The sequence below is a fragment of the Streptomyces sp. DH37 genome (assembly GCF_029813835.1).
Classification (GTDB): domain Bacteria; phylum Actinomycetota; class Actinomycetes; order Streptomycetales; family Streptomycetaceae; genus Streptomyces.
Genome location: NZ_JARVKV010000001.1, coordinates 125,572 through 143,925 on the forward strand (window position 1 = coordinate 125,572; position 18,354 = coordinate 143,925).

Here is an 18,354-nt window from a genome sequence, read left to right on the forward strand (position 1 = left end):
GGATCCCAGACCGAGGAAGGGCAGGGGCATGACCGTCGACCGACGTGCCGCGGGCACGGGAGCGGCACCGCTGGAGAGCGAGGAGCAGCGGGCGCTGCGCGCGGCCGTCGCCGCGCTCGGCGGGCGCTACGGCCGCGCGTACTTCGAGCGGGTGCGCCGGGCGGGAGGGCAGACCGACGAACTGTGGCAGGAGGCCGGCCGCCTCGGCTACCTCGGCGTCAGCCTCCCCGAGGAGTACGGGGGAGGGGGCGGCGGCATCACCGAGCTGTCGATCGTGCTGGAGGAACTGGGCGCGGCCGGCTGCCCGCTGCTGATGCTCATCGTCACCCCCGCCATCACCGGCACCGTCATCGCCCGCTTCGGCACCGGGGAGCAGAAGCGGGCCTGGCTGCCCGGACTCGCCGACGGCAGCCGCAGGATGGCGTTCGGCATCACCGAACCGGACGCCGGCTCCAACTCCCACCGCATCACCACCACCGCCCGCCGCGACGGCGGCGACTGGATCCTGACCGGCCGCAAGGTCTTCGTCTCCGGCGTGGACATCGCCGACGCCACCCTGGTCGTCGGCCGCACCGAGGACGCCCGCACCGGGCGCCTCAAGCCCTGCCTGTTCATCGTCCCCGGGGACGCCCCCGGCTTCTCCCGCAGCATGATCGAGATGGAACTGTCGGTGCCCGAGAAGCAGTTCGAGCTGGTGCTGGACGACGTGCGGCTGCCCGCGGACGCGCTCGTCGGCGACGAGGACGCCGGGCTGCTCCAGCTCTTCGCCGGACTGAACCCCGAACGCATCATGACCGCCGCGTTCGCGCTCGGCATGGGCCGCTTCGCCCTGGACAGGGCCGTGGACTACGCCCGCACCCGGCAGGTGTGGAAGGAGCCGATCGGCGCCCACCAGGCCGTCGCGCACCCGCTGGCCGAGGCGCACATCGAGCTCGAACTGGCCCGCCTGATGATGTGGAAGGCGGCCCGGCTCTACGACGCGGGGGACGACACGGGCGCCGGCGAGGCGGCCAACATGGCCAAGTACGCGGCGGGGGAGGCCTGCGCCCGGGCCGTCGACCGCTCCGTGCACACCCTCGGAGGCAACGGCCTCACCAGCGAGTACGGTCTGGGCTCCCTCGTCACCGCCTCCCGCGTCGCCCGGATCGCGCCGGTCAGCCGGGAGATGATCCTCAACTTCGTCTCCCACCGGACCCTGGGCCTGCCCAGGTCCTACTGAGACGCGTCCCGAACCCGTCCCGGAGGACACCGTGTTCCCCAGCGAGTACGCCGACGTCCCGCCCCCCGGCCGGACCGGCCACGACGCCGTGCCGCGCGCCGCGCGCGGCAGGAGGACCCCGCGGCGCGCCCCGCGCGCGGGCGGGCGGGAGAGGAGGTCCACGGAGTGACGCGGACACCACGGCAGACCCTGGTGCGGCGCTCGGCCGAGCGGGGCGTCACCACCCTCACCCTCGACGCGCCGCAGCGCCGCAACGCCCTCTCCGCCCGCCTGGTGGGCGAGCTGCACGCGCATCTGGAGGCCGCCGGGGAGGACCCGCGCACCCGGGCGGTGGTGCTCACCCACACCGGCCCCGCCTTCTGCTCCGGCGCCGACCTGGGCGAGGCGGGCGCGGCCGCCAGGCCGGCCGACGCCCCGCTGGGCCTGGCGCGGCTGCTGCGCACGGTCGTGGCCCTCCCCAAGCCCGTCGTCGCCCGCGTCACCGGGCACGTACGGGCGGGCGGCACCGGGCTGGTGGCGGCCTGCGACATCGCGGTGGCCGGACCCGGCGCGACCTTCGCCCTCACCGAGGCGCGGCTCGGGCTGGCCCCCGCCGTGGTCTCCATGCCGCTGCTGCCCCGGCTGGACCCGCGGGCGGCCGGGCGGTACTGCCTGACCGGCGAGCGGTTCGACGCGGCCGAGGCGGCCCGCATCGGACTGGTGACCATGGCGGCGCGGGACGTGGACGAGGCGCTGGCCCCGGTCCTGGACGGGCTGCGGCGCGGCTCGCCCCAGGGCCTGGCGGAGTCCAAGCGCCTGGTCACGGCGGAGGTGCTGCGGGTGTTCGACCGGGACACCGATAGCCTGGCGGAGCTCTCCGCGCGGCTGTTCGCCTCGGACGAGGCGCGCGAGGGCATGTCCGCCTTCCTCGAACGACGGGACCCCCGATGGGTGCACCGCTGACCGCACGGGGCAACGCGCCCAAGCAGGACCGCAGCCGCGCCACCCGGCAGCGGCTGCTGGAGTCGGCCGTGGCCTGCCTGGCCGAACGCGGCTGGGCGGGCAGCACGGTCGCGGTCGTCGCCGAGCACGCGGGCGTCACCCGCGGGGCGGCCCAGCACCACTTCCCCACCCGCGAGGACCTGTTCACGGCGGCGGTGGAGTACGTCGCGGAGGAGCGGTCGGCCGTACTGCGGGACCTGCCGCGGCCGGCCACCGCCCGGGAGGCCGTCGAGGCGATCGTCGGCCTCTACACCGGCCAGCTCTTCCGCGCCGCGCTCCAGCTGTGGGTGGCCGCCTCCCACGAGCCGCAGCTCGGGCCCCGGGTGACCGCGCTGGAGTCGCGGATCGGCCGCGAGACGCACCGCATGGCGGTGCGCCTGCTGGGCGCGGACGAGAGCGCGCCCGGCGTACGGGAGACCGTGCAGGGCCTGCTCGACATGGCCCGCGGCCTGGGCCTGGCCAACCTCCTCACCGACGACGGCGCGCGCCGCGACCGGGTCGTGGCCCAGTGGGCCGGCATCGTGGAGGGGGCCCTGCGCCGGCCGGCGTCCGGAGGGCACCGCTAGAGGGCGGCGGCCAGGCGGGTGCCCTGGTCGATGGCGCGCTTGGCGTCGAGCTCGGCGGCGAGGTCGGCGCCGCCGATGAGGTGGGCCCCGACGCCGAGTTCGGCGAGGTCGTCGTACAGGTCGCGCCGGGGCTCCTGGCCGGTGCACAGCACGACGGTGTCCACCGGCAGCAGCCGGGGCCGTCCGTCGACGGTGATGTGCAGGCCCTCGTCGTCCACGCGCTCGTAGGCGACCCCGGGGAGCATGGTGACGCCGCGGTGCCTGAGTTCGGTGCGGTGGATCCAGCCGGTGGTCCTGCCCAGGCCCGCGCCGACCTTGCTCGTCCTGCGCTGGAGCAGGTGGACGGTGCGCTCGCCGGCGGGGTGGGCGGGCTCGGTCAGGCCGCCGGGGAAGCGGTACTCGGTGTCGACGCCCCAGCGGGCGAGGAACTCCCGCGTCTGGTCCCCGGCGGCGGGACGGGGCCGGGTGAGGTAGGCGGCGACGTCGAATCCGATGCCCCCGGCCCCCAGGACGGCGACGCGCCGGCCGACGGGCCGCCGGTCGTGGAGGACGTCGAGGTAGCCCACGACGCTCGGGTGGTCGACGCCGGGGATCCGCGGGACGCGGGGGACGACACCGGTGGCCAGGACGATCTCGTCGTAGCCGGCGTCCGCGAGCTGCCCCGCGGTGACCGGGGCGCCCAGGCGCAGTTCGACGCCGAGGGCGTCGAGGCGGTGGCGGTAGTAGCGCAGGGTCTCGTCGAACTCCTGCTTGCCCGGGACGCGGCGGGCGGTGTTGAGCTGTCCGCCGATCCGGGGCGCGGCGTCGTACAGGGTGACGGTGTGGCCGCGTTCGGCGGCGGAGACGCCGAACGCGAGCCCGGCGGGTCCGGCGCCGACCACGGCGATGCTCTTGGCCCGGCGGGCGGGCTCCAGGACGAGTTCGGTCTCGTGGCAGGCCCGGGGGTTGACCAGGCATGAGGTGATCTTGAGGTCGAAGGTGTGGTCGAGGCAGGCCTGGTTGCAGCCGATGCAGGTGTTGATCGCCTCGGGGGTGCCCGCCGCGGCCTTGGCCACGAACGCGGGGTCGGCGAGCATGGGGCGGGCCAGGGAGACCATGTCGGCGTCGCCGTCCGCGAGGATCCGCTCGGCCAGTTCCGGGTCGTTGATGCGGTTGCAGGTGACCAGGGGGACGGAGACCGACCCCATCAGCCTGCGGGTGACCCAGGTGTACGCGCCGCGGGGCACGGAGGTGGCGATGGTGGGGATGCGCGCCTCGTGCCAGCCGATCCCGGTGTTGATGATGGTGGCGCCCGCGGCCTCGACGGCCCGGGCGAGTTCGACGACCTCGGGGAAGGTGGAACCGCCGGGGACCAGGTCGAGCATGGACAGCCGGTAGATCACGACGAAGTCGTCGCCGACGCGCTCGCGGACCCGGCGCACGATCTCGACGGGGAAGCGGATGCGGTCGGCGTACGAGCCGCCCCAGCGGTCGGTGCGGTGGTTGGTGGCGGAGACGATGAACTCGTTGACGAGGTAGCCCTCGGAGCCCATGATCTCCACGCCGTCGTATCCGGCGGACCGGGCGAGGGCGGCGCAGCGGGCGAAGTCCTCGATGGTCTGCTCGACCTCGGCGCCGGTGAGCTCGCGGGGGGTGTGGGGGCTGATCGGGGCCTTGAGCGGGCTCGGGGCGACGAGGTCGGGGTGGTAGGCGTAGCGGCCGAAGTGGAGGATCTGCATCGCGATGCGGCCGCCCTCGGCGTGGACGGCGTCGGTGACGACACGGTGGCGCGCGGCCTCCTCCTCGGTGGTGAGCATGGCGCCGCCGGGGTGGGGGCGTCCGGCCTCGTTGGGTGCTATGCCGCCGGTGACGATCAGACCGACCCCGCCGCGGGCGCGCTCCGCGTAGAAGGCGGCCATGCGGGCGAAGCCGTCGGGAGCCTCCTCCAGCCCGACGTGCATCGAGCCCATGAGGACCCGGTTGGGCAGGGTGGTGAAGCCCAGGTCCAGCGGCCGGAGCAGATGGGGGTAGGGGGTCATGCGGGCGGTCTCCCGGTTCGGTGCGGGTGGGTGGGCGGCGGTGGCGCGGTCCGCGGCGGGCCGGTCACCGCCCGGCGGCCTCGCGCGAGATCCGCTCGAACTGCGCGCCCATGGCGTCGGCCAGCGCCTGGGCGGCGGACAGCGGGCGGACCATGACGGTGAGGTCGTCGATCCTCCCGTCCTCGTCGAAGTGGAGGAGGTCGCAGCCCTGGAGCTGCCGGCCGCCCACCGTGGCGGTGAAGACGAACGCGTGGTCCCGCCCGTCCGGGGCGGAGATCTCGCGGACGTAGGCGAAGTCCTCGAGGACGCGCATCACGGCGCGCAGGATCGCCGCGGTGATCGCCCTGCCCTCGTAGGGCTTGAACGCGACGGGGCTGGTGAAGACGACGTCCTCGGCCAGCAGATCGGTCAGGGCCTGCTCGTCACGGGCCTCGACGGCGCGACGGAAGGGATGCATGCCGATCACCTCGATAAGCAAAAAGTTGACTAGGTGCGTTGGAGAGTAAAGCCCGGCCGGGGGTCTGTCCACACCCGGCCCGTTCGGCGCCCGCCACTGTGAGGTAGTCAACTTGTTGATGAGGGGTGCCCGTGTTCCAATACGGGGATGGCTCTGCGCAACGCGGTGATGGCAGCCCTGCTGGAGGGCGAGGCATCCGGCTGGGACCTGGCCAAGGGGTTCGACTCCTCGGTCGCCAACTTCTGGACGGCCACCCCCCAGCAGATCTACCGCGAACTCGAGCGCATGGAGAGGGAGGGGCTCGTCGCCGCCCGCGTCGTCCAGCAGGAGCGCCGCCCCAACAAGCGGCTCTTCTCCCTGACCGAGGCGGGGTACGCCGCGCTGCGCGACTACACCGCCGCCGATCTCGCCCGGCCCACCATCATCCGCGACGAACTGCTGGTGAAGGTCCAGAGCGCCGACGTGGGCGACCTGGAAGGGGTCCGCGCCGCCGTCGAGACGCAGATGGAGTGGTCGGCGGCCAGGCTGGCCCGCTGCGAGCGGGGCCGCGCCAAGCTGCTGGACGGGCGCACCGAGGAGGAGTACTTCGCCGGGGCCGAGCGCGTGGGTCCCTACCTCACGCTGCTGCGCGGCATCGCCTTCGAGCGGGAGAACCTGCAGTGGTGCGAGACCGCCCTGAAGGTCCTGCGGCAGCGCAGTGCCGCCGCCGGGGCCGCCCGGGCCGCAGCGGCGCCCCGCTCCCGCTCCCGCCCCTGAGCGCCGCGCGTCCGCCCGCCCCTACGCCTCCTGCCGCTCCGCGCCGCCCGGCACCAGGGCGGGGTGCGCCTCCAGCAGCCGGTCGGGAGCCGCCTGCCGCCAGGAGTCGACGAGGATGTCGCGCAGCTCGACCAGGTCCTCCAGGGCGGCCAGCCGGACCCGCACCCACGCCGAGGACGCCTCGTGGGGCGGCACCCAGAACTTCTCCGGCTCGGCCGCGATCAGCTCGGCGCGCTCGTGGCGGGGGCACCGCACCGCGACGGAGGTCTCGTCGTCGGGGACGGTGATGTACATCTTCCCCGCCACCCGGAAGGTGGGCATGCTCCACGCCTCCTTCTCCACGGTCTCCGGGAGGGACAGCGCGATGCGGCGGACGTCGTCGGAATCGATCACGGCACCACCGTAGCCGCGGCCACCGACATCCGGGCCGCGCGTCTCGGCACCCGCCGACCGGGACGGTCAGGACGCGATGCGGGAGAGGAAGACGTCCCGGTCCAGGAAGACCAACCGGGCCCGCTTGTGCGGCAGTTCGACCTCGGGGCCGAGGACGAAGCCGGTGCGCAGCAGACGGGCGATCGCCTTCTCGTTGCGGGCGTCGGGTTCGGCGACGATCCGCCTGCGGCCCGGGTCCTCGGCCAGCAGGTGGGAGAGGAAGACGGTCAGCAGGGTGTCGGTGAAGCCCGGTCGGGGGGCGCCGTCCGCGGGGCCGACCATCAGGTGGAGGCCGAAGTCCCCCGGCCGCACCTCGTAGCACTCGCCGACCGGGTCGGCGTCCGGCTCGTACGTCTGGAAGAGCGCGACCGGCCGGCCGTCGAGGTGGATCAGGTACGCGTGGTGCGTGGTCAGGGAGTCCAGGTACGCGTAGATCTCCAGGACCTGCTCGCGGGTGTGGTCGCGCATGCCCCAGAAGCGGGCCCGCTCCTGGGTCACCCAGCCGTACAGCAGGTCGATGTCGCCCGCGGGATCGACGGGGACGACGCGGACCGTGCCGAAGCCGTCGACGCGCGTCTCGTGCACGGTTTCGCGGCGCCGGGGCCCGGGGGCGGCGGATGCGGCCGGAGTGGTCACTTCTCTCCTCGGTCGGACGGCTTGGACGGTTCGGACGGCTCGGATGGTTCCGGCGGTTCCGGCGGTTCCGGCGCCCCCGGTGACTCCGGCCGTTCCGCCGGTTCCGCCGGCGCGGGGCGCTCCTCGGCGAGCAGGGCCCAGTCGGTGACGACCGGGACGAGTTCGCAGCGCGCCCACAGCGGGAGCTGGTCGCGGTGGTGCGCGTCCCCGGGCACGCCCGAGGCGCCGAGCGGCACCACCCAGGCGCTGTCCTCGCGGCGGGCGAGGTCCCACACGTAGCGGGCGGCGGAGGCGCGGGCGCTGAGGTCGGTGACGCCGGGCACGCTGGAGGTGGCCAGCACGCAGTCGTGGTCGCCGGACAGGCCCGGCCAGGGCTCGGGAGGGTCGGCGGGGAGCGCCTGCCAGGGCACGAGCCGGTGCGTGTCGCCCCACCGCGCCGGCGGGCCGTCCGCGGCGGCCTCGCGGGCCGCCACCTCCTCCACGGCCGCCCGTACGGCCGCGGCCCGGTCGGCGAGCGGCAGCCGGTCCGCGACCAGCAGGTGCTCCAGGGCGTAGCCGACGCGCGGGACGAGCGCGAGCCAGGGCCGGAACACCTCCGGTACGGGCGGGAGGCCGGCCAGCGGCCGCAGCAGCGGATGGTCCGCCAGCCGCCGTACGGTCGCGGTGCGGACGGCGGCGAACGACGCGGCGTCGGCGCTGCCGGCGTCCATCCGGCGGTCCCAGCGCAGCAGCCGCTCCCGCAGCTCCCGGGCGGCGAGGCCCAGCTCGTCCGGAGCGGCCTGCGCGAGCAGGTCCAGCAGCGGGGCCGCCGAGGCCAGACGGGTGTCGCCGTGGACGGCGGACATGTCCTTCGCGGACCACACGGCCCGCTCCTCCAGCAGCTCCCGGATGCGTGCGGCCCGGTGCGGCGGGGCGAACTCCACGCCGAGGGGCTCGGCGATCCCCCGCTGGTTGGCCATGACCGCGACGCCCCCGACCCGCTCGCGCGGCATCGGCCCGTGCCAGCCCCGCCAGCCGTGCCGGGGGTCCCAGGCGGGCACGATCCGCAGCCGGTTGTCCGGATGGCGCACGGGGACCGCGCCCGCCGTCCGGTGCAGCGTCCCGCCGGCGGTGTCGGCGGCCAGGACGACGTTGACGGGCTCCACCCAGCCGTCGAGGGCGCGGTCGACGTCGGCGACGGAGCGGGCCCGCAGCAGGGCGGGCAGCACGCCGAAGCCGAGGTCCTCGCGGACGCGCGGGGGGTGGCGGAGGCTGACCGCGCCGAAGACGCCCGGGCCGGTGGCCCCCGCGGGCGCGCCGTCCGGCTCCGCCCGGTCGGCCGCTCCGTCGCCGACGGCGATGACGGGGCCGCGTCCGGTCTCGATCACCTCGACCGTCACGGGGTCGGCGCCGGCCACCTCGATCGTCTCGGTGCGGCGCTCGGCGGGCCGCCAGCCGTCCGGCCCCAGCGCCTCCACCCGCTCGCCGTCCGGCCCGGCGCGGCGCAGCCGTTCGCGGTAGAGGTCCTGGTAGTCGGCCATGGCGTTGGTGATGGCCCAGGCCACGTGGCCGGTGTGGCCGAAGTGGGCGATGCCGGGGACACCGGGGACGGCGAGGCCCACGACGTCGAACTCCGGGCAGGCCAGCCGGATCTGCTGGTAGACGCCGGGGGCCTCGATGAACCGGTGGGGATCCCCGGCGATGACCGCCGCGCCGGTGGCGGTGCGGTCCGCGGGGACGAGCCAGCCGTTGCTGCCGGAGGTGCCGGGGCCGTCGGTGGCGAACACCCCCACCCACTCGGGCCCGAGGCGGCGGGCGACGGCGTCGCGCCAGAACTTGGTGGGGAAGCCCGCGAACAGGATGTGCGCCGACAGCCAGACGCCCAGCGGCGTCCACGGCCGCCAGGAGCTGGGCGCGAGCCCGGTCCGGGCGAACTCCGGCGCCCGGCGGGCCCCTTCCGCCAGGCCGTCGTTGACCCCGTCGACGTAGGAGCGCACCCAGGCGGCGGTGCCGGGGTCCTCGCGCTCCAGGGCGTCCATGCACCGCCGGGCGGTGTCGTCCAGCCGGGCCTGCCGCGCGAACCTGTCCCAGGGGACGGCCTCGGCGCCGAGGAACGCCGCCGTGGTGCCCTGCGAGCGGTGCCGCTCGACCTCGATCTGCCAGGCGCGGTCCACGGCCGCGTTGCGGCCCTGGGCGTACGCCAGCTCGTCCGCGCCGCCCGCGCGCAGGTGCGGTACGCCCCAGGCGTCCCGGTAGACCCTCACGGTCACCCTCGGCGTCCTTTCCCGGTGGAGGGATCCGGGCCGGTGACCGCATCCCGTACGGGCCGCCCGGTGCGGCCGAGCAGCAGGCCGGCCGCGCAGCCGCCCGCGAGGATCGCCGCGGCCCCGGCGAACTGGCCGGTCTGGAGGCCGGAGGCGAACGCCTCGGCGACCCAGGTGCGCTCCGCCTCGCCGGAGGCCCGGGCCAGGGCGGCGGGCAGCGACTCGGCGGTGTCCACGGAGTCCGGCAGCAGGGCGCCGAAGCGGGAGGCGAGGACGGCTCCGAGGACGGCCACGCCCAGACCGGCGCCCATCTCCGCCAGGGTGCCGTTGACGCCCGCGCCCGCGCCGGCCTTCTCGCGGGGGATCGCACCCATGACGGCCTCGGCGATGGCCGGGTTGGCGCAACCGCAGCCCGCCCCCATCAGCACCAGACCGCACAGCATCCCACCGTAGCCCCCGCCGCCGACGAGGGCGACGACCGCGAGGCCGGCCGCCATCAGGACCATCCCGGAGGCGGCCATCACCGGCAGGCCGAACCGCGCGATGAGCCGCGCGGAGGCGCCGGTGAAGTTCACCAGCACCACGGTCAGCGCGAAGGGCGCGATGGCGAGACCCGCCTGGAGCGGGGTGTCGCCGCGGACGAACTGGAACTGCTGGGTGAGCAGGTAGAGGGCGCCTCCGCTGCCGAAGGTGATCAGGACGACGCCCGTCACGGCCCCGGTGAAGCGGCGGCTGCGGAACAGCGCCGGGTCGAGCATCGGGTGCTCCGTCCGGCGCTCCCATCCGGCGAAGACGGCCAGGACGGCGGCGCCGGCCAGGGCCGGCACGAGGACCCCCGCGGAGGTCCAGCCGTGTTCCGGGCCGGTGATGACGGCGTAGACCACGGAGGTCATGCCGACGACGGAGAGCGCGATCCCCGGCAGGTCGAGGCGGCCCCCGCGCGGATCCCGGCTCTCGGGCACGAGGACCGCGACGGCGACCAGCCCGACGAGCACCACCGGGATGTTGATCAGGAAGATCGCGCCCCACCAGTAGTGGCTGAGCACCAGCCCGCCGACGACCGGCCCGGCGGCGAAGCCGAGGGCGTTGACGGCGCCCCACAGGCCGATGGCCCTGGGCCGCTCCTCGGCGTCGAAGACCTGCATGACGACGGCGAGGGTGGTGGTCAGCAGCAGCGCCGCGCCCACGCCCATGCCCGCGCGGGCCGCGATGAGCTGGGCGGAGGAGGCGGCGAGCCCGGCCGCGAGCGAGCCGACCCCGAAGAGGGCCAGCCCGGCCAGCAGCATCCGCTTGCGGCCGTAGCGGTCGGCGGCGCTGCCCGCACCGAGCAGCAGGCCCGCCTGCACCAGCGCGTAGGCGTTGATCATCCACTGGACGTCGGCGGTGGACGCGCCCAGCTCGGAGGTCAGCGACGGGATCGCCACGTTGAGCACGGTGTTGTCGAGCACCACGACCAGCTCGGCGAGGCAGACGACGGCGAGGATCGCCCAGCGGGCGGGGTGTCCGCCGGGCGGCCCGGCCGCCGGCGCGGGGTCCGGGGCCGGGCCGGGGCCGGCGGTCGGGTCGGTCGTCACCACGGCGGGTCAGGCCCTCCCGGGCGCGTAGGGGGCGATGGGGTTCCGCAGGCTGCCGACGAGCTGGAGCGCGCCGGAGGGGTCGGCCAGGTCAACCATCTGCCGGTTGTCGCGCAGCTGGAGCCGGTTGAGGCAGGACAGCGCGAACTCCTCGGCGAAGATGTCGTACCGCTCGAACCGCTCGGCCAGCTCCGGGACGGACTCCTGGTAGCGGATCACCGCCTCGGCGACCGTGCGCCAGAAGGCGTCCTCGGTCAGCACGCCCCGGTCGGCGAGGATCGCGCCGAGGTGGCGCAGGAAGCAGTCGAAGACGTCGGTGAGGATCGCCAGCAGCCGCATGTCCTCGGGGGTCTCCGCGCGGATGCGCTCCACCTCGGGGGGCAGTTCCACACCGGAGTCCATGACGACGATCTCCTCGGCGATGTCCTTGAACACCGCCCGCGCCACCGCGTCGTCCTCCAGGACGAGGATGACGTTCTCGCCGTGCGGCATGTACGCCAGGTCGTAGGCGTAGAAGCTGTGCAGCAGCGGGGTGAGGTAGGCGTCGAGGTAGCGGCCCAGCCACTGTTCGGGGGTGAGACCGGAGCGCTCGATCAGCGCGGCGGCCAGCGAGCCCCCGTCGCCGTCGGTGTGGAGCAGGGACGCCATGGTGGCCAGGCGCTGCCCCTCCTCCAGCCGCGGTACGGGGCTCTCGCGCCACAGGGCCGCGAGCATCTTGCGGTAGGGCGAGTAGCGGTCGGTGGCGGCCTCGTAGCCGGGGTGGCGGTAGCCGACGGCGGCGCGTTCGCGGATGACGCTCAGTCCGGTGGCGCGCAGCACGGGGTCCTTCTCCACCAGTCCGGCCAGCCAGTCGTTGATGGCCGGGGTGGCCTCCATGTAGGCGGCGGACAGGCCCCGCATGAAGCCCATGTTGAGCACGGACAGGGCCGTCTTGACGTAGTGCTTGGCCGGGTCGTCGGTGTTGAAGAAGGTCCGGATGGACTGCTGGGCCAGGTACTCGTCCTCGCCCTCGCCCAGCAGGACGATCCGGCGCTGGGCGACCTCGGCGGAGAACGTCACGGCGAGCTTGTTCCACCACTGCCAGGGGTGGACGGGGACCAGCAGGTAGTCCGCCGGGTCCAGGCCCAGGCCGCGCAGGACGGAGGCGAAGCGGGCGAGGGTCTCCTCACCGAGCTCGGCGCGGAGCAGGGTGTCGTAGTCGGTGTCGGACGAGCAGGTGAAGGTGGTGTGGTCGCGGTGGGCGGCCACCCACAGCAGGCGCACCGGGGCGGCGGCCTCGGGCGCGTAGGCCAGGTACTCGTGGACGCCGAAGCCCAGGCGGCCGTTGTTGGCGACGAAGCAGGGGTGGCCCTCGGTCATGCCGGTCTCGATCGCCTGGAAGTCCGCGGCGGCCAGTTCGGCGGCGGTGACGGGTTTCTTCGCCAGCTTGTACGCGGTGCTCGCCAGGGTGGAGCTGATCTCCTCCAGGTAGACGGGGAGGATCTCGTCGCTCAGGCCCAGGGCGCCGCGGAACTCGGTGAAGAACGCGAAGGCGTCCAGGGGCAGTTCGGCTCCGCCGCGGTGGCGGGTGATGCTGCCGGCGTCGATCTGCCAGTGGTCGAGCGCCATCAGGCGGGCGGTGAAGCGGTACTCGACGGCGCCGTCGTCGCTCGTGACGGCGTAGTGGCCGCCGCCCAGCGCGGTGGGGGCGAGCAGGCGCTCGTGGGAGAACTCCGACAGGGCCTTGCGCAGCAGCAGCCGTACGGCGGTGTCCCAGTTACCGGGGGTCAGGTGGGCCACGGCCTCCTGCGGTCCGGGGTGCGGCGGGAGGGTGTGGGCGGAAGTCCGGGCGGGGGGTGTCACAGGGCGGCTCCTCGTACGGCGGCCTCGAAGCGCTCGCGGGTGCAGACGCTCAGCAGGGCCTCCTTCTCCGGTTTGGCGATCGTCCCGACGACCTCGAAGCCGACGGCGGCGTTGAGGTCGTGCACGGCGGTGTTGCGGACGTCGGGCTCGACCACCACGCGGCGGGTGGCCGGGTCGTCGAAGAGCATCGCCATCACCGTGGTGATGACGGCGAGGGTGAAGCCGTGGACGGGGGTGTCGGAGGGCGCGGTGAGGAAGTGCATGCCGACGTCACCCGCCTCGTGGTCGTACAGCCCCGCCAGCTCCACGTGCGCGGGGTCGTAGCGCTCGACGAGGAAGGCGGGGCGGCCGCGGTGCAGGCCGAGGAAGGCGTCGTGGTGCGGGTGCTCGGCGATCTTGCCGTACTCGTGGGCGACCTGCTGCTCGTCGGCGTCCTGCATCATCCAGTACACGGCCTTGGGATGGGTCACCCAGCGGTGCAGCAGGGGCGCGTCGGCCTCGGGGTCGAGGGTGACCACGGAGAAGCCCCCCAGCCGGGGGTCCTCGCGGTGGAAGAGGACGTCGCTCACGCGATGCCTCCCTCGGGTGCACCGAAGTCCTGGAAGGCGATGGACTTCTCGACGGCGTAGACCTCGCGGCCGAGGATGTCGCGGATGATGCAGGAGTTGCGGTACGGGCCCATGCCCAGGTCGGGCGAGGTGACGCTGTGGGCGTGGGTGGCGCCGTTCTGCAGGAAGACGCCGCGGCCGGTGGTGTCGATGCTGTAGTTGCGGGCGACGTCGAAGCGGCCGGAGCCGTCGAGGCGGAGCCGGTCGCGGATCCCGTCGAGGAAGGCGGGGGCCCGGTGGCGGTAGCCGGTGGCCAGGACCAGGCCCTCGGTGGTGAGGGTGAACTCCCTGTCCTGCTCCACCTGGTGCAGGCCCAGGGTGTAGGCGCCGCTCGCCTCGTCGTAGGAGGCGGAGGCGAGCGCGGTGTTGGTCAGCAGCCGGGTGGGGACGGGGCCGGCGGCGCTCTTGGCGTACAGCAGGTCGAAGATGCCGTTGATGAGGTCGGAGTTGATCCCCTTGAACAGGCCCTTCTGCTCGCCCTCCAGCCGGTAGCGGGTGGCCTCGGGCAGGGCGTGGAAGTAGTCGACGTAGTCGGGGGAGGTCATCTCCAGGGTCAGCTTGGTGTACTCCAGCGGGAAGAACCGCGGGGAGCGGGTGACCCAGTTCAGGCGGTAGCCGCGGGTGTCGATCTCGGAGAGCAGGTCGTGGTAGATCTCGGCGGCGCTCTGCCCGCTGCCGACGACGGTGATGCTCCGCTTGGCCTGGAGGACCTCCTTGTGCTCCAGGTAGCGGGAGTTGTGGATCGCGTCGCCGCCCAGCCCCTCGCAGGCCTCGGGGACGTACGGCGGGGTGCCGGTGCCGACCACGAGGTGGCGGGCCCGGTGCTCGGTGTGCTCGCCGGTGGCGGTGTTCCGGGCGGTGACGGTGTACAGGTCCTCGGCCTCGTCGTGGGAGACGGCGACGACCTCGCGGCCGAAGCGGACGGAGGACAGCCGGCCGGCGGCCCAGCGGCAGTAGGCGTTGTACTCGGCGCGCAGCGGATAGAAGCTCTCGCGGATGTAGAACGGGTACAGCCGGCCGGACTGCTTGAGGTAGTTGAGGAAGGAGTAGGGGGAGGTGGGGTCGGCCAGGGTCACCAGGTCGGCCATGAAGGGCGTCTGCAGGGTGACGCCGTCCAGCAGCATGCCGGGGTGCCAGTCGAACTCGGAGCGGCTCTCCAGGAAGAGCCCGTCGAGGTCGTCGATCGGCTCGGTCAGGCAGGCCAGGCCCAGGTTGAAGGGGCCGAGCCCGATGGCTATGAAGTCGTGAGGGGTGGACACGTCGTCTCCGTGGGAAGGGCGGTTCAGGCGGCCGGCGAGCCGGTGAGGCGGGCGGCGGACGAGGCCAGGTGCTCCTGGGCGTGCCCGGCGATCAGGTCGAGGACGGCGCGGACGTCGTCCGCCGTGGTCTCCGGGTTGAGCAGGGTGAACTTCAGGTGGTGGCGGCCGTCGACCACCGTCCCGGCGACCACGGCCTCGCCGGAGGCGGCCAGCGCCTCGCGGGCGTGCAGGTTGGCCAGGTCCACGGCCGTCTCGTCGGCGCCCTCACCCGGGGTGTAGCGGAAGACCAGGGTGGAGAGCGTGGGCCTGGTGACCACGGTGAAGCGGGGGTCGTCCTCCAGCACCCGCCAGGTCTCGGCGGCGAGGTCCACGACCCGGTCGAAGAGCGCGCCCACGGCGTCGGCGCCCATGATGCGCAGGGTCAGCCACAGCTTGAGCGCGTCGAAGCGGCGGGTGGTCTGCAGGGACTTGTCGACCTGGTTGGGGATGCGCTGCTCCGCGCTGCGGGCCGGGTTGAGGTAGTCGGCGTGGTACGTGGCGTGCCGCAGGGTGGCGCCGTCGCGGACGACGAGGGCGCTGGAACTGACCGGCTGGAAGAAGGACTTGTGGTAGTCGACGGTGACCGAGTCGGCCCGCTCGATGCCCCGCAGGAGGTGGCGGCGGGTGGTCGAGGCCAGCAGTCCGCAGCCGTAGGCGGCGTCGACGTGGAACCAGGTGCCGGCCTCCTGGCACAGGTCGGCGATCTCCGGCAGCGGGTCGATGGAGCCGAAGTCGGTGGTGCCGGCGGTGGCGGAGACGGCCATCACGGTCAGGCCCTCATCCCGGCAGCGCCGCAGCTCGCGGGCGAGGGCGTCGGCGCGCATCCGGCGGTCGCCGTCGCAGGGGACGGAGACGACGGACTCCGGCTCCAGGCCGAGGAGTTTGGCGGCCTTCAGCACGGAGAAGTGGCCGGCCTCGGAGGTCAGGACGCGCAGTTTGGGCAGCATCGCGGAGACCGGCGGCGCGGTGGGGGAGTTCTTCCGCAGCAGCCGGAAGGCCTCCTCCCTGGCCAGCAGCAGCGCCTGGAGGTTGGACTGGGTGCCGCCGCTGGTGAAGACGCCGTCGGCGGCGCGGCCCAGACCGATGCGCGCGGCGGTCCAGTCGACGAGGTGGCGCTCCATCAGGGTGCCGCCGGCGCTCTGGTCCCAGGTGTCGAGGGAGGAGTTGACGGCGGAGAGGACGGCCTCGCCGAGGAGGGCGGGGAGCACCACCGGGCAGTTGAGGTGGGCGAGGTAGCGGGGGTGGTGGAAGTAGACCGCGTCGCGGAGGTAGACCCGCTCCAGTTCGTCGAGGGCGGCGGCCGGGTCGCCCAGCGGCCGGTCGAGGTCGATGGCGCCTATCACGGGGGCCAGTTCGGCGGGGGCGACCCCGGTGAACGGGCGGCCGGTGCCGGCGACCGTCCGGGCGACCCGCGCCACGCCTTCGGACACCAGCCGCCGGTAGTACTCGGCGGTGGAGTCGTTCAGCAGGTGGGAGCGGGGGTCGACGGCGGCCGGGCCGGCCGTGTCGGCAGAGGCGAGCGGGGAGGCGGATCCCTGGGGGCTCACGCGCGGGTCCTCCGAATCGAGGGGGCGATCAACTTAGGTAAGGCTATCCTAACTTACTGGCGATCATGCGGGAGCCCCTCGTACCGCGGGCAGTACGGGGGCTCCGCGCGGGAGGGTCCCGCGTCAGGCGGCGCCGGCCAGCGCCTCGGCGCGCAGGTCCTCCTCGGAGGCGCCCAGCCTCCAGTAGCCGGAGAAGGCCACCCGGTCGCGCGCGAAGCCGCGTTCGGCCACCAGGTGGCGGCGCAGCGCGCGCACCGCCCCGGACTCGCCCGCCACCCACGCGTACGGACTGCCCCAGGCGTCCTCGGGCAGTACGGCCTCGCGCACGGCGTCGACCACCGCGCCGTGCCGCCGGAAGTCCTCCCGCGCCAGCCAGGTGACCTCCGCGTCGGCCGCGGTGGGCAGCGGCCGCGCGTCCTCGGCGCGGGGCACCTCGATCCACACCCGCGCCCCGGTCCCGGCGGGCAGCCAGGCCAGGATCCCGGCGACGGCCGGCAGCGCCGTCTCGTCGGCGGCGAGCAGCACCCGGCCCGTGTCCGGCGGAGGACGGAATCCGACGCTCTTGTTGTCCGCCGTCCGCGGGCCCAGGAGCCGGACCCGGTCGCCCGGCCGGGCGCGCCGCGCCCAGCGGGTGGCGGGCCCGGTGTCGCCGTGCAGGACGAAGTCGGCGTCCACCTCGCCCGCCTCCGGGCGCTGCGCGCACACGGTGTAGGACCGCATGACCGCGCGCACCGACGGGTCCATCGCCCGCCAGGCCGCGAACCAGCCGTCGCCCCGCTCCACCGGGACGAGGGGCTCGGTCTGGCCCGGGTGCGGCAGGAAGAGCGAGAAGCTCTGGTCCCGGCCGCCGCCGGCGAACTCCCTCAACTGCCCCCCGCCGAAGGTGATCCGGACCAGGGACGGGCCGAGCCGCCGGGTGCGCACCACCGCGGCGTCGAAGAAGCGGAACGGCGACGCGGGCCGGGCGGCGGCACGGCGGGGCGCCGGCGTCCGGCGGACGGCGACGGGGGCGGCGGTGCGCGGTGTCATCTGCGGATCTCCTTCTCGGAGGTTGCTGTCCTGCGCGGTCTGGGGAGGGGAGCCGGGCCGTGCTCCGGCCCGGCCGGGCGTCAGCCGAGCTTCTTGGCCCTGCCGATGGCGTCGGCCAGGTTCTCCATCAGCGGGGCGGCGCCCTGGTAGGAGAAGCGCGGCACCGGGTCCCACTCGGCGACCTGGCCGGCCTTGACCGCCGGGAGCGCCTCCCAGGTGGGCTTGGACTTCAGGTCCTTGGGCTGCAGGGCGGTGCTGCGGTTGTCCAGGATGATGAGGTCGGCCTCGTACTGCCCGGCGTTCTCCCAGCTGAGGCTCTCGAAGTAGCCGCCGCTGGCCTTGATGTCCTCGGGGACGACGAAGTTGACGCCCAGTTCGGCGAAGTACTTCAGGTCGGCCGCGGGCGCGGGGGTGGAGACGTAGAAGTAGTCCGCGCTGCCGGAGGCGGCCAGCACCCGCAGCCCGCCGCTGGCCTTGGCGGCCTTGCGGAGCTTCTCGGCGGCCGCCTCGAAGCGGGCCTTGCCGTCGGTGACCTGCCGGGACTTCAGGTCCGCGCCCAGGGACTCGGCCAGCGCGGCGTAGCGCTGGATCGGCTTGAGCAGCGAGACGTTCGCGACCTGGACGGCGACGCTGGGGGCGAGCTTGAGGATCTTGTCCTTGCTCTCGTCCGGCACGTACCACAGCGAGCCCTGGTCGTACTGGTGCGTGACCAGCAGCTCGGGGCTGAGCGCCGCGTACTTCTCGATGTCGAACTCGCCCCAGGCGTTGCCGATGACCTCGACCTTCTTCACGTCCAGGTCGCCGGCCTGCGGGTGGGCCGAACCGTCCTCCAGGACCGTCTCGCCGAAGACGCCGACGATCCTGTCCTTCAGGCCGAAGTCGGCCAGGGCGGCGGCGGTGCCGGTGAAGGCCACGATGCGCTCGGGCGTCCTGTCGGCGGTGACCTTCTCCTTGCGGTCGTCGGTGAACGACCAGGGGCCGCCGTCCTTCGCCGCCGCCTTGTCCGACGCCCCCGAACCGCCGCCGTCACCGCACGCCGCGAGCAGGGCGCCCAGACCGAGGGCGCCGCCCGCGGCGAGGATGCCCCGACGGGAGAGGTGGGCGGTTCTTGCGTTGGACATGGCTGGGCCTCTCTAGCAAACGCACAT

General features: G+C 74.3%; 16 protein-coding genes. 4 read left to right on the top strand and 12 right to left on the bottom strand.

Translation table 11 applies throughout. The annotated features are described in order from the left end of the window. Positions 1–28: 28 nt before the first annotated feature. The 3 genes from QC029_RS00505 (at position 29) to QC029_RS00515 (ending at position 2,766) form a co-directional block, all read left to right on the top strand. On the top strand, positions 29–1,219 hold the full coding sequence (locus QC029_RS00505; RefSeq protein WP_279553233.1) for an acyl-CoA dehydrogenase family protein: 1,191 nt from the start codon (positions 29–31) through the stop codon (positions 1,217–1,219). Positions 1,220–1,384: 165 nt separating this feature from the next. Then, positions 1,385–2,161: an enoyl-CoA hydratase family protein gene (locus QC029_RS00510; protein WP_279553234.1), complete on the top strand. Its 777-nt coding sequence runs from the start codon at positions 1,385–1,387 to the stop codon at positions 2,159–2,161. Then, positions 2,146–2,766, top strand: a complete 621-nt coding sequence (locus QC029_RS00515; RefSeq protein ID WP_279553235.1) for a TetR/AcrR family transcriptional regulator — start codon at positions 2,146–2,148, stop codon at positions 2,764–2,766. Before QC029_RS00510 ends, QC029_RS00515 begins: the two co-directional genes overlap by 16 nt. Here the strand turns inward: QC029_RS00515 and QC029_RS00520 are convergent. Further along, on the bottom strand, positions 2,763–4,784 hold the full coding sequence (locus QC029_RS00520; RefSeq protein WP_279553236.1) for an NADPH-dependent 2,4-dienoyl-CoA reductase: 2,022 nt from the start codon (positions 4,782–4,784) through the stop codon (positions 2,763–2,765). The genes QC029_RS00515 and QC029_RS00520 overlap by 4 nt on opposite strands. A gap of 64 nt (positions 4,785–4,848) precedes the next feature. Next, positions 4,849–5,241, bottom strand: coding sequence for a nuclear transport factor 2 family protein (locus QC029_RS00525; protein WP_279553237.1), 393 nt, complete (start codon positions 5,239–5,241; stop codon positions 4,849–4,851). Between the two features lie 147 nt (positions 5,242–5,388). On the opposite strand from QC029_RS00525, the gene QC029_RS00530 reads away from it, so the two are divergent. After that, a complete protein-coding gene (locus QC029_RS00530; protein WP_279553238.1) occupies positions 5,389–5,997 on the top strand; it encodes a PadR family transcriptional regulator in 609 nt (202 codons plus the stop codon). A 21-nt stretch (positions 5,998–6,018) separates the two neighbouring features. Here the strand turns inward: QC029_RS00530 and QC029_RS00535 are convergent, their stop codons facing one another. The 10 genes from QC029_RS00535 to QC029_RS00580 form a co-directional block, all read right to left on the bottom strand. Then, positions 6,019–6,390 carry an MmcQ/YjbR family DNA-binding protein gene (locus QC029_RS00535; protein WP_279553239.1) on the bottom strand — a complete coding sequence of 124 codons (372 nt, stop codon included), beginning with the start codon at positions 6,388–6,390 and terminating at the stop codon, positions 6,019–6,021. Positions 6,391–6,456: 66 nt separating this feature from the next. Then, positions 6,457–7,065: a GNAT family N-acetyltransferase gene (locus tag QC029_RS00540; RefSeq protein ID WP_279553240.1), complete on the bottom strand. Its 609-nt coding sequence runs from the start codon at positions 7,063–7,065 to the stop codon at positions 6,457–6,459. Continuing rightward, positions 7,062–9,314, bottom strand: coding sequence for a penicillin acylase family protein (locus QC029_RS00545; RefSeq protein ID WP_279553241.1), 2,253 nt, complete (start codon positions 9,312–9,314; stop codon positions 7,062–7,064). The genes QC029_RS00540 and QC029_RS00545 overlap by 4 nt, the downstream gene beginning before the upstream one ends. Next, complete coding sequence (locus tag QC029_RS00550; RefSeq protein ID WP_279553242.1) at positions 9,311–10,885, bottom strand: MFS transporter; 1,575 nt, start codon at positions 10,883–10,885, stop codon at positions 9,311–9,313. Before QC029_RS00550 ends, QC029_RS00545 begins: the two co-directional genes overlap by 4 nt. Positions 10,886–10,891: 6 nt before the next feature. Continuing rightward, a complete protein-coding gene (locus tag QC029_RS00555; RefSeq protein ID WP_279553244.1) occupies positions 10,892–12,724 on the bottom strand; it encodes an IucA/IucC family siderophore biosynthesis protein in 1,833 nt (610 codons plus the stop codon). After that, positions 12,721–13,293, bottom strand: a complete 573-nt coding sequence (locus QC029_RS00560; RefSeq protein ID WP_279553245.1) for a GNAT family N-acetyltransferase — start codon at positions 13,291–13,293, stop codon at positions 12,721–12,723. The genes QC029_RS00555 and QC029_RS00560 overlap by 4 nt, the downstream gene beginning before the upstream one ends. Further along, a complete protein-coding gene (locus QC029_RS00565) occupies positions 13,290–14,591 on the bottom strand; it encodes a lysine N(6)-hydroxylase/L-ornithine N(5)-oxygenase family protein (protein ID WP_279553246.1) in 1,302 nt (433 codons plus the stop codon). The genes QC029_RS00560 and QC029_RS00565 overlap by 4 nt, the downstream gene beginning before the upstream one ends. Before the next feature lie 23 nt (positions 14,592–14,614). Beyond that, complete coding sequence (locus tag QC029_RS00570) at positions 14,615–16,177, bottom strand: aspartate aminotransferase family protein (protein ID WP_279553247.1); 1,563 nt, start codon at positions 16,175–16,177, stop codon at positions 14,615–14,617. Between the two features lie 123 nt (positions 16,178–16,300). Next, the gene (locus QC029_RS00575; protein ID WP_279553248.1) at positions 16,301–17,206 is read right to left on the bottom strand and encodes a siderophore-interacting protein; all 906 of its coding nucleotides are present in this window, start codon (positions 17,204–17,206) and stop codon (positions 16,301–16,303) included. A gap of 80 nt (positions 17,207–17,286) precedes the next feature. After that, positions 17,287–18,327 (bottom strand): ABC transporter substrate-binding protein, encoded by a 1,041-nt coding sequence (locus QC029_RS00580; RefSeq protein WP_279553249.1) that lies wholly within the window; start codon positions 18,325–18,327, stop codon positions 17,287–17,289. Between the last annotated feature and the right edge of the window lie 27 nt (positions 18,328–18,354).

What these genes read in the sequence shown, in the direction of transcription:
- QC029_RS00505 (WP_279553233.1), top strand. Translation starts at nt 29, where the DNA reads ATGACCGTCGACCGACGTGCCGCGGGCACGGGAGCGGCACCGCTGGAG.
- QC029_RS00515 (WP_279553235.1), top strand. Translation starts at nt 2,146, where the DNA reads ATGGGTGCACCGCTGACCGCACGGGGCAACGCGCCCAAGCAGGACCGC.
- QC029_RS00520 (WP_279553236.1), bottom strand. Translation starts at nt 4,784, where the DNA reads ATGACCCCCTACCCCCATCTGCTCCGGCCGCTGGACCTGGGCTTCACC.
- QC029_RS00525 (WP_279553237.1), bottom strand. Translation starts at nt 5,241, where the DNA reads ATGCATCCCTTCCGTCGCGCCGTCGAGGCCCGTGACGAGCAGGCCCTG.
- QC029_RS00530 (WP_279553238.1), top strand. Translation starts at nt 5,389, where the DNA reads ATGGCTCTGCGCAACGCGGTGATGGCAGCCCTGCTGGAGGGCGAGGCA.
- QC029_RS00575 (WP_279553248.1), bottom strand. Translation starts at nt 17,206, where the DNA reads ATGACACCGCGCACCGCCGCCCCCGTCGCCGTCCGCCGGACGCCGGCG.
- QC029_RS00580 (WP_279553249.1), bottom strand. Translation starts at nt 18,327, where the DNA reads ATGTCCAACGCAAGAACCGCCCACCTCTCCCGTCGGGGCATCCTCGCC.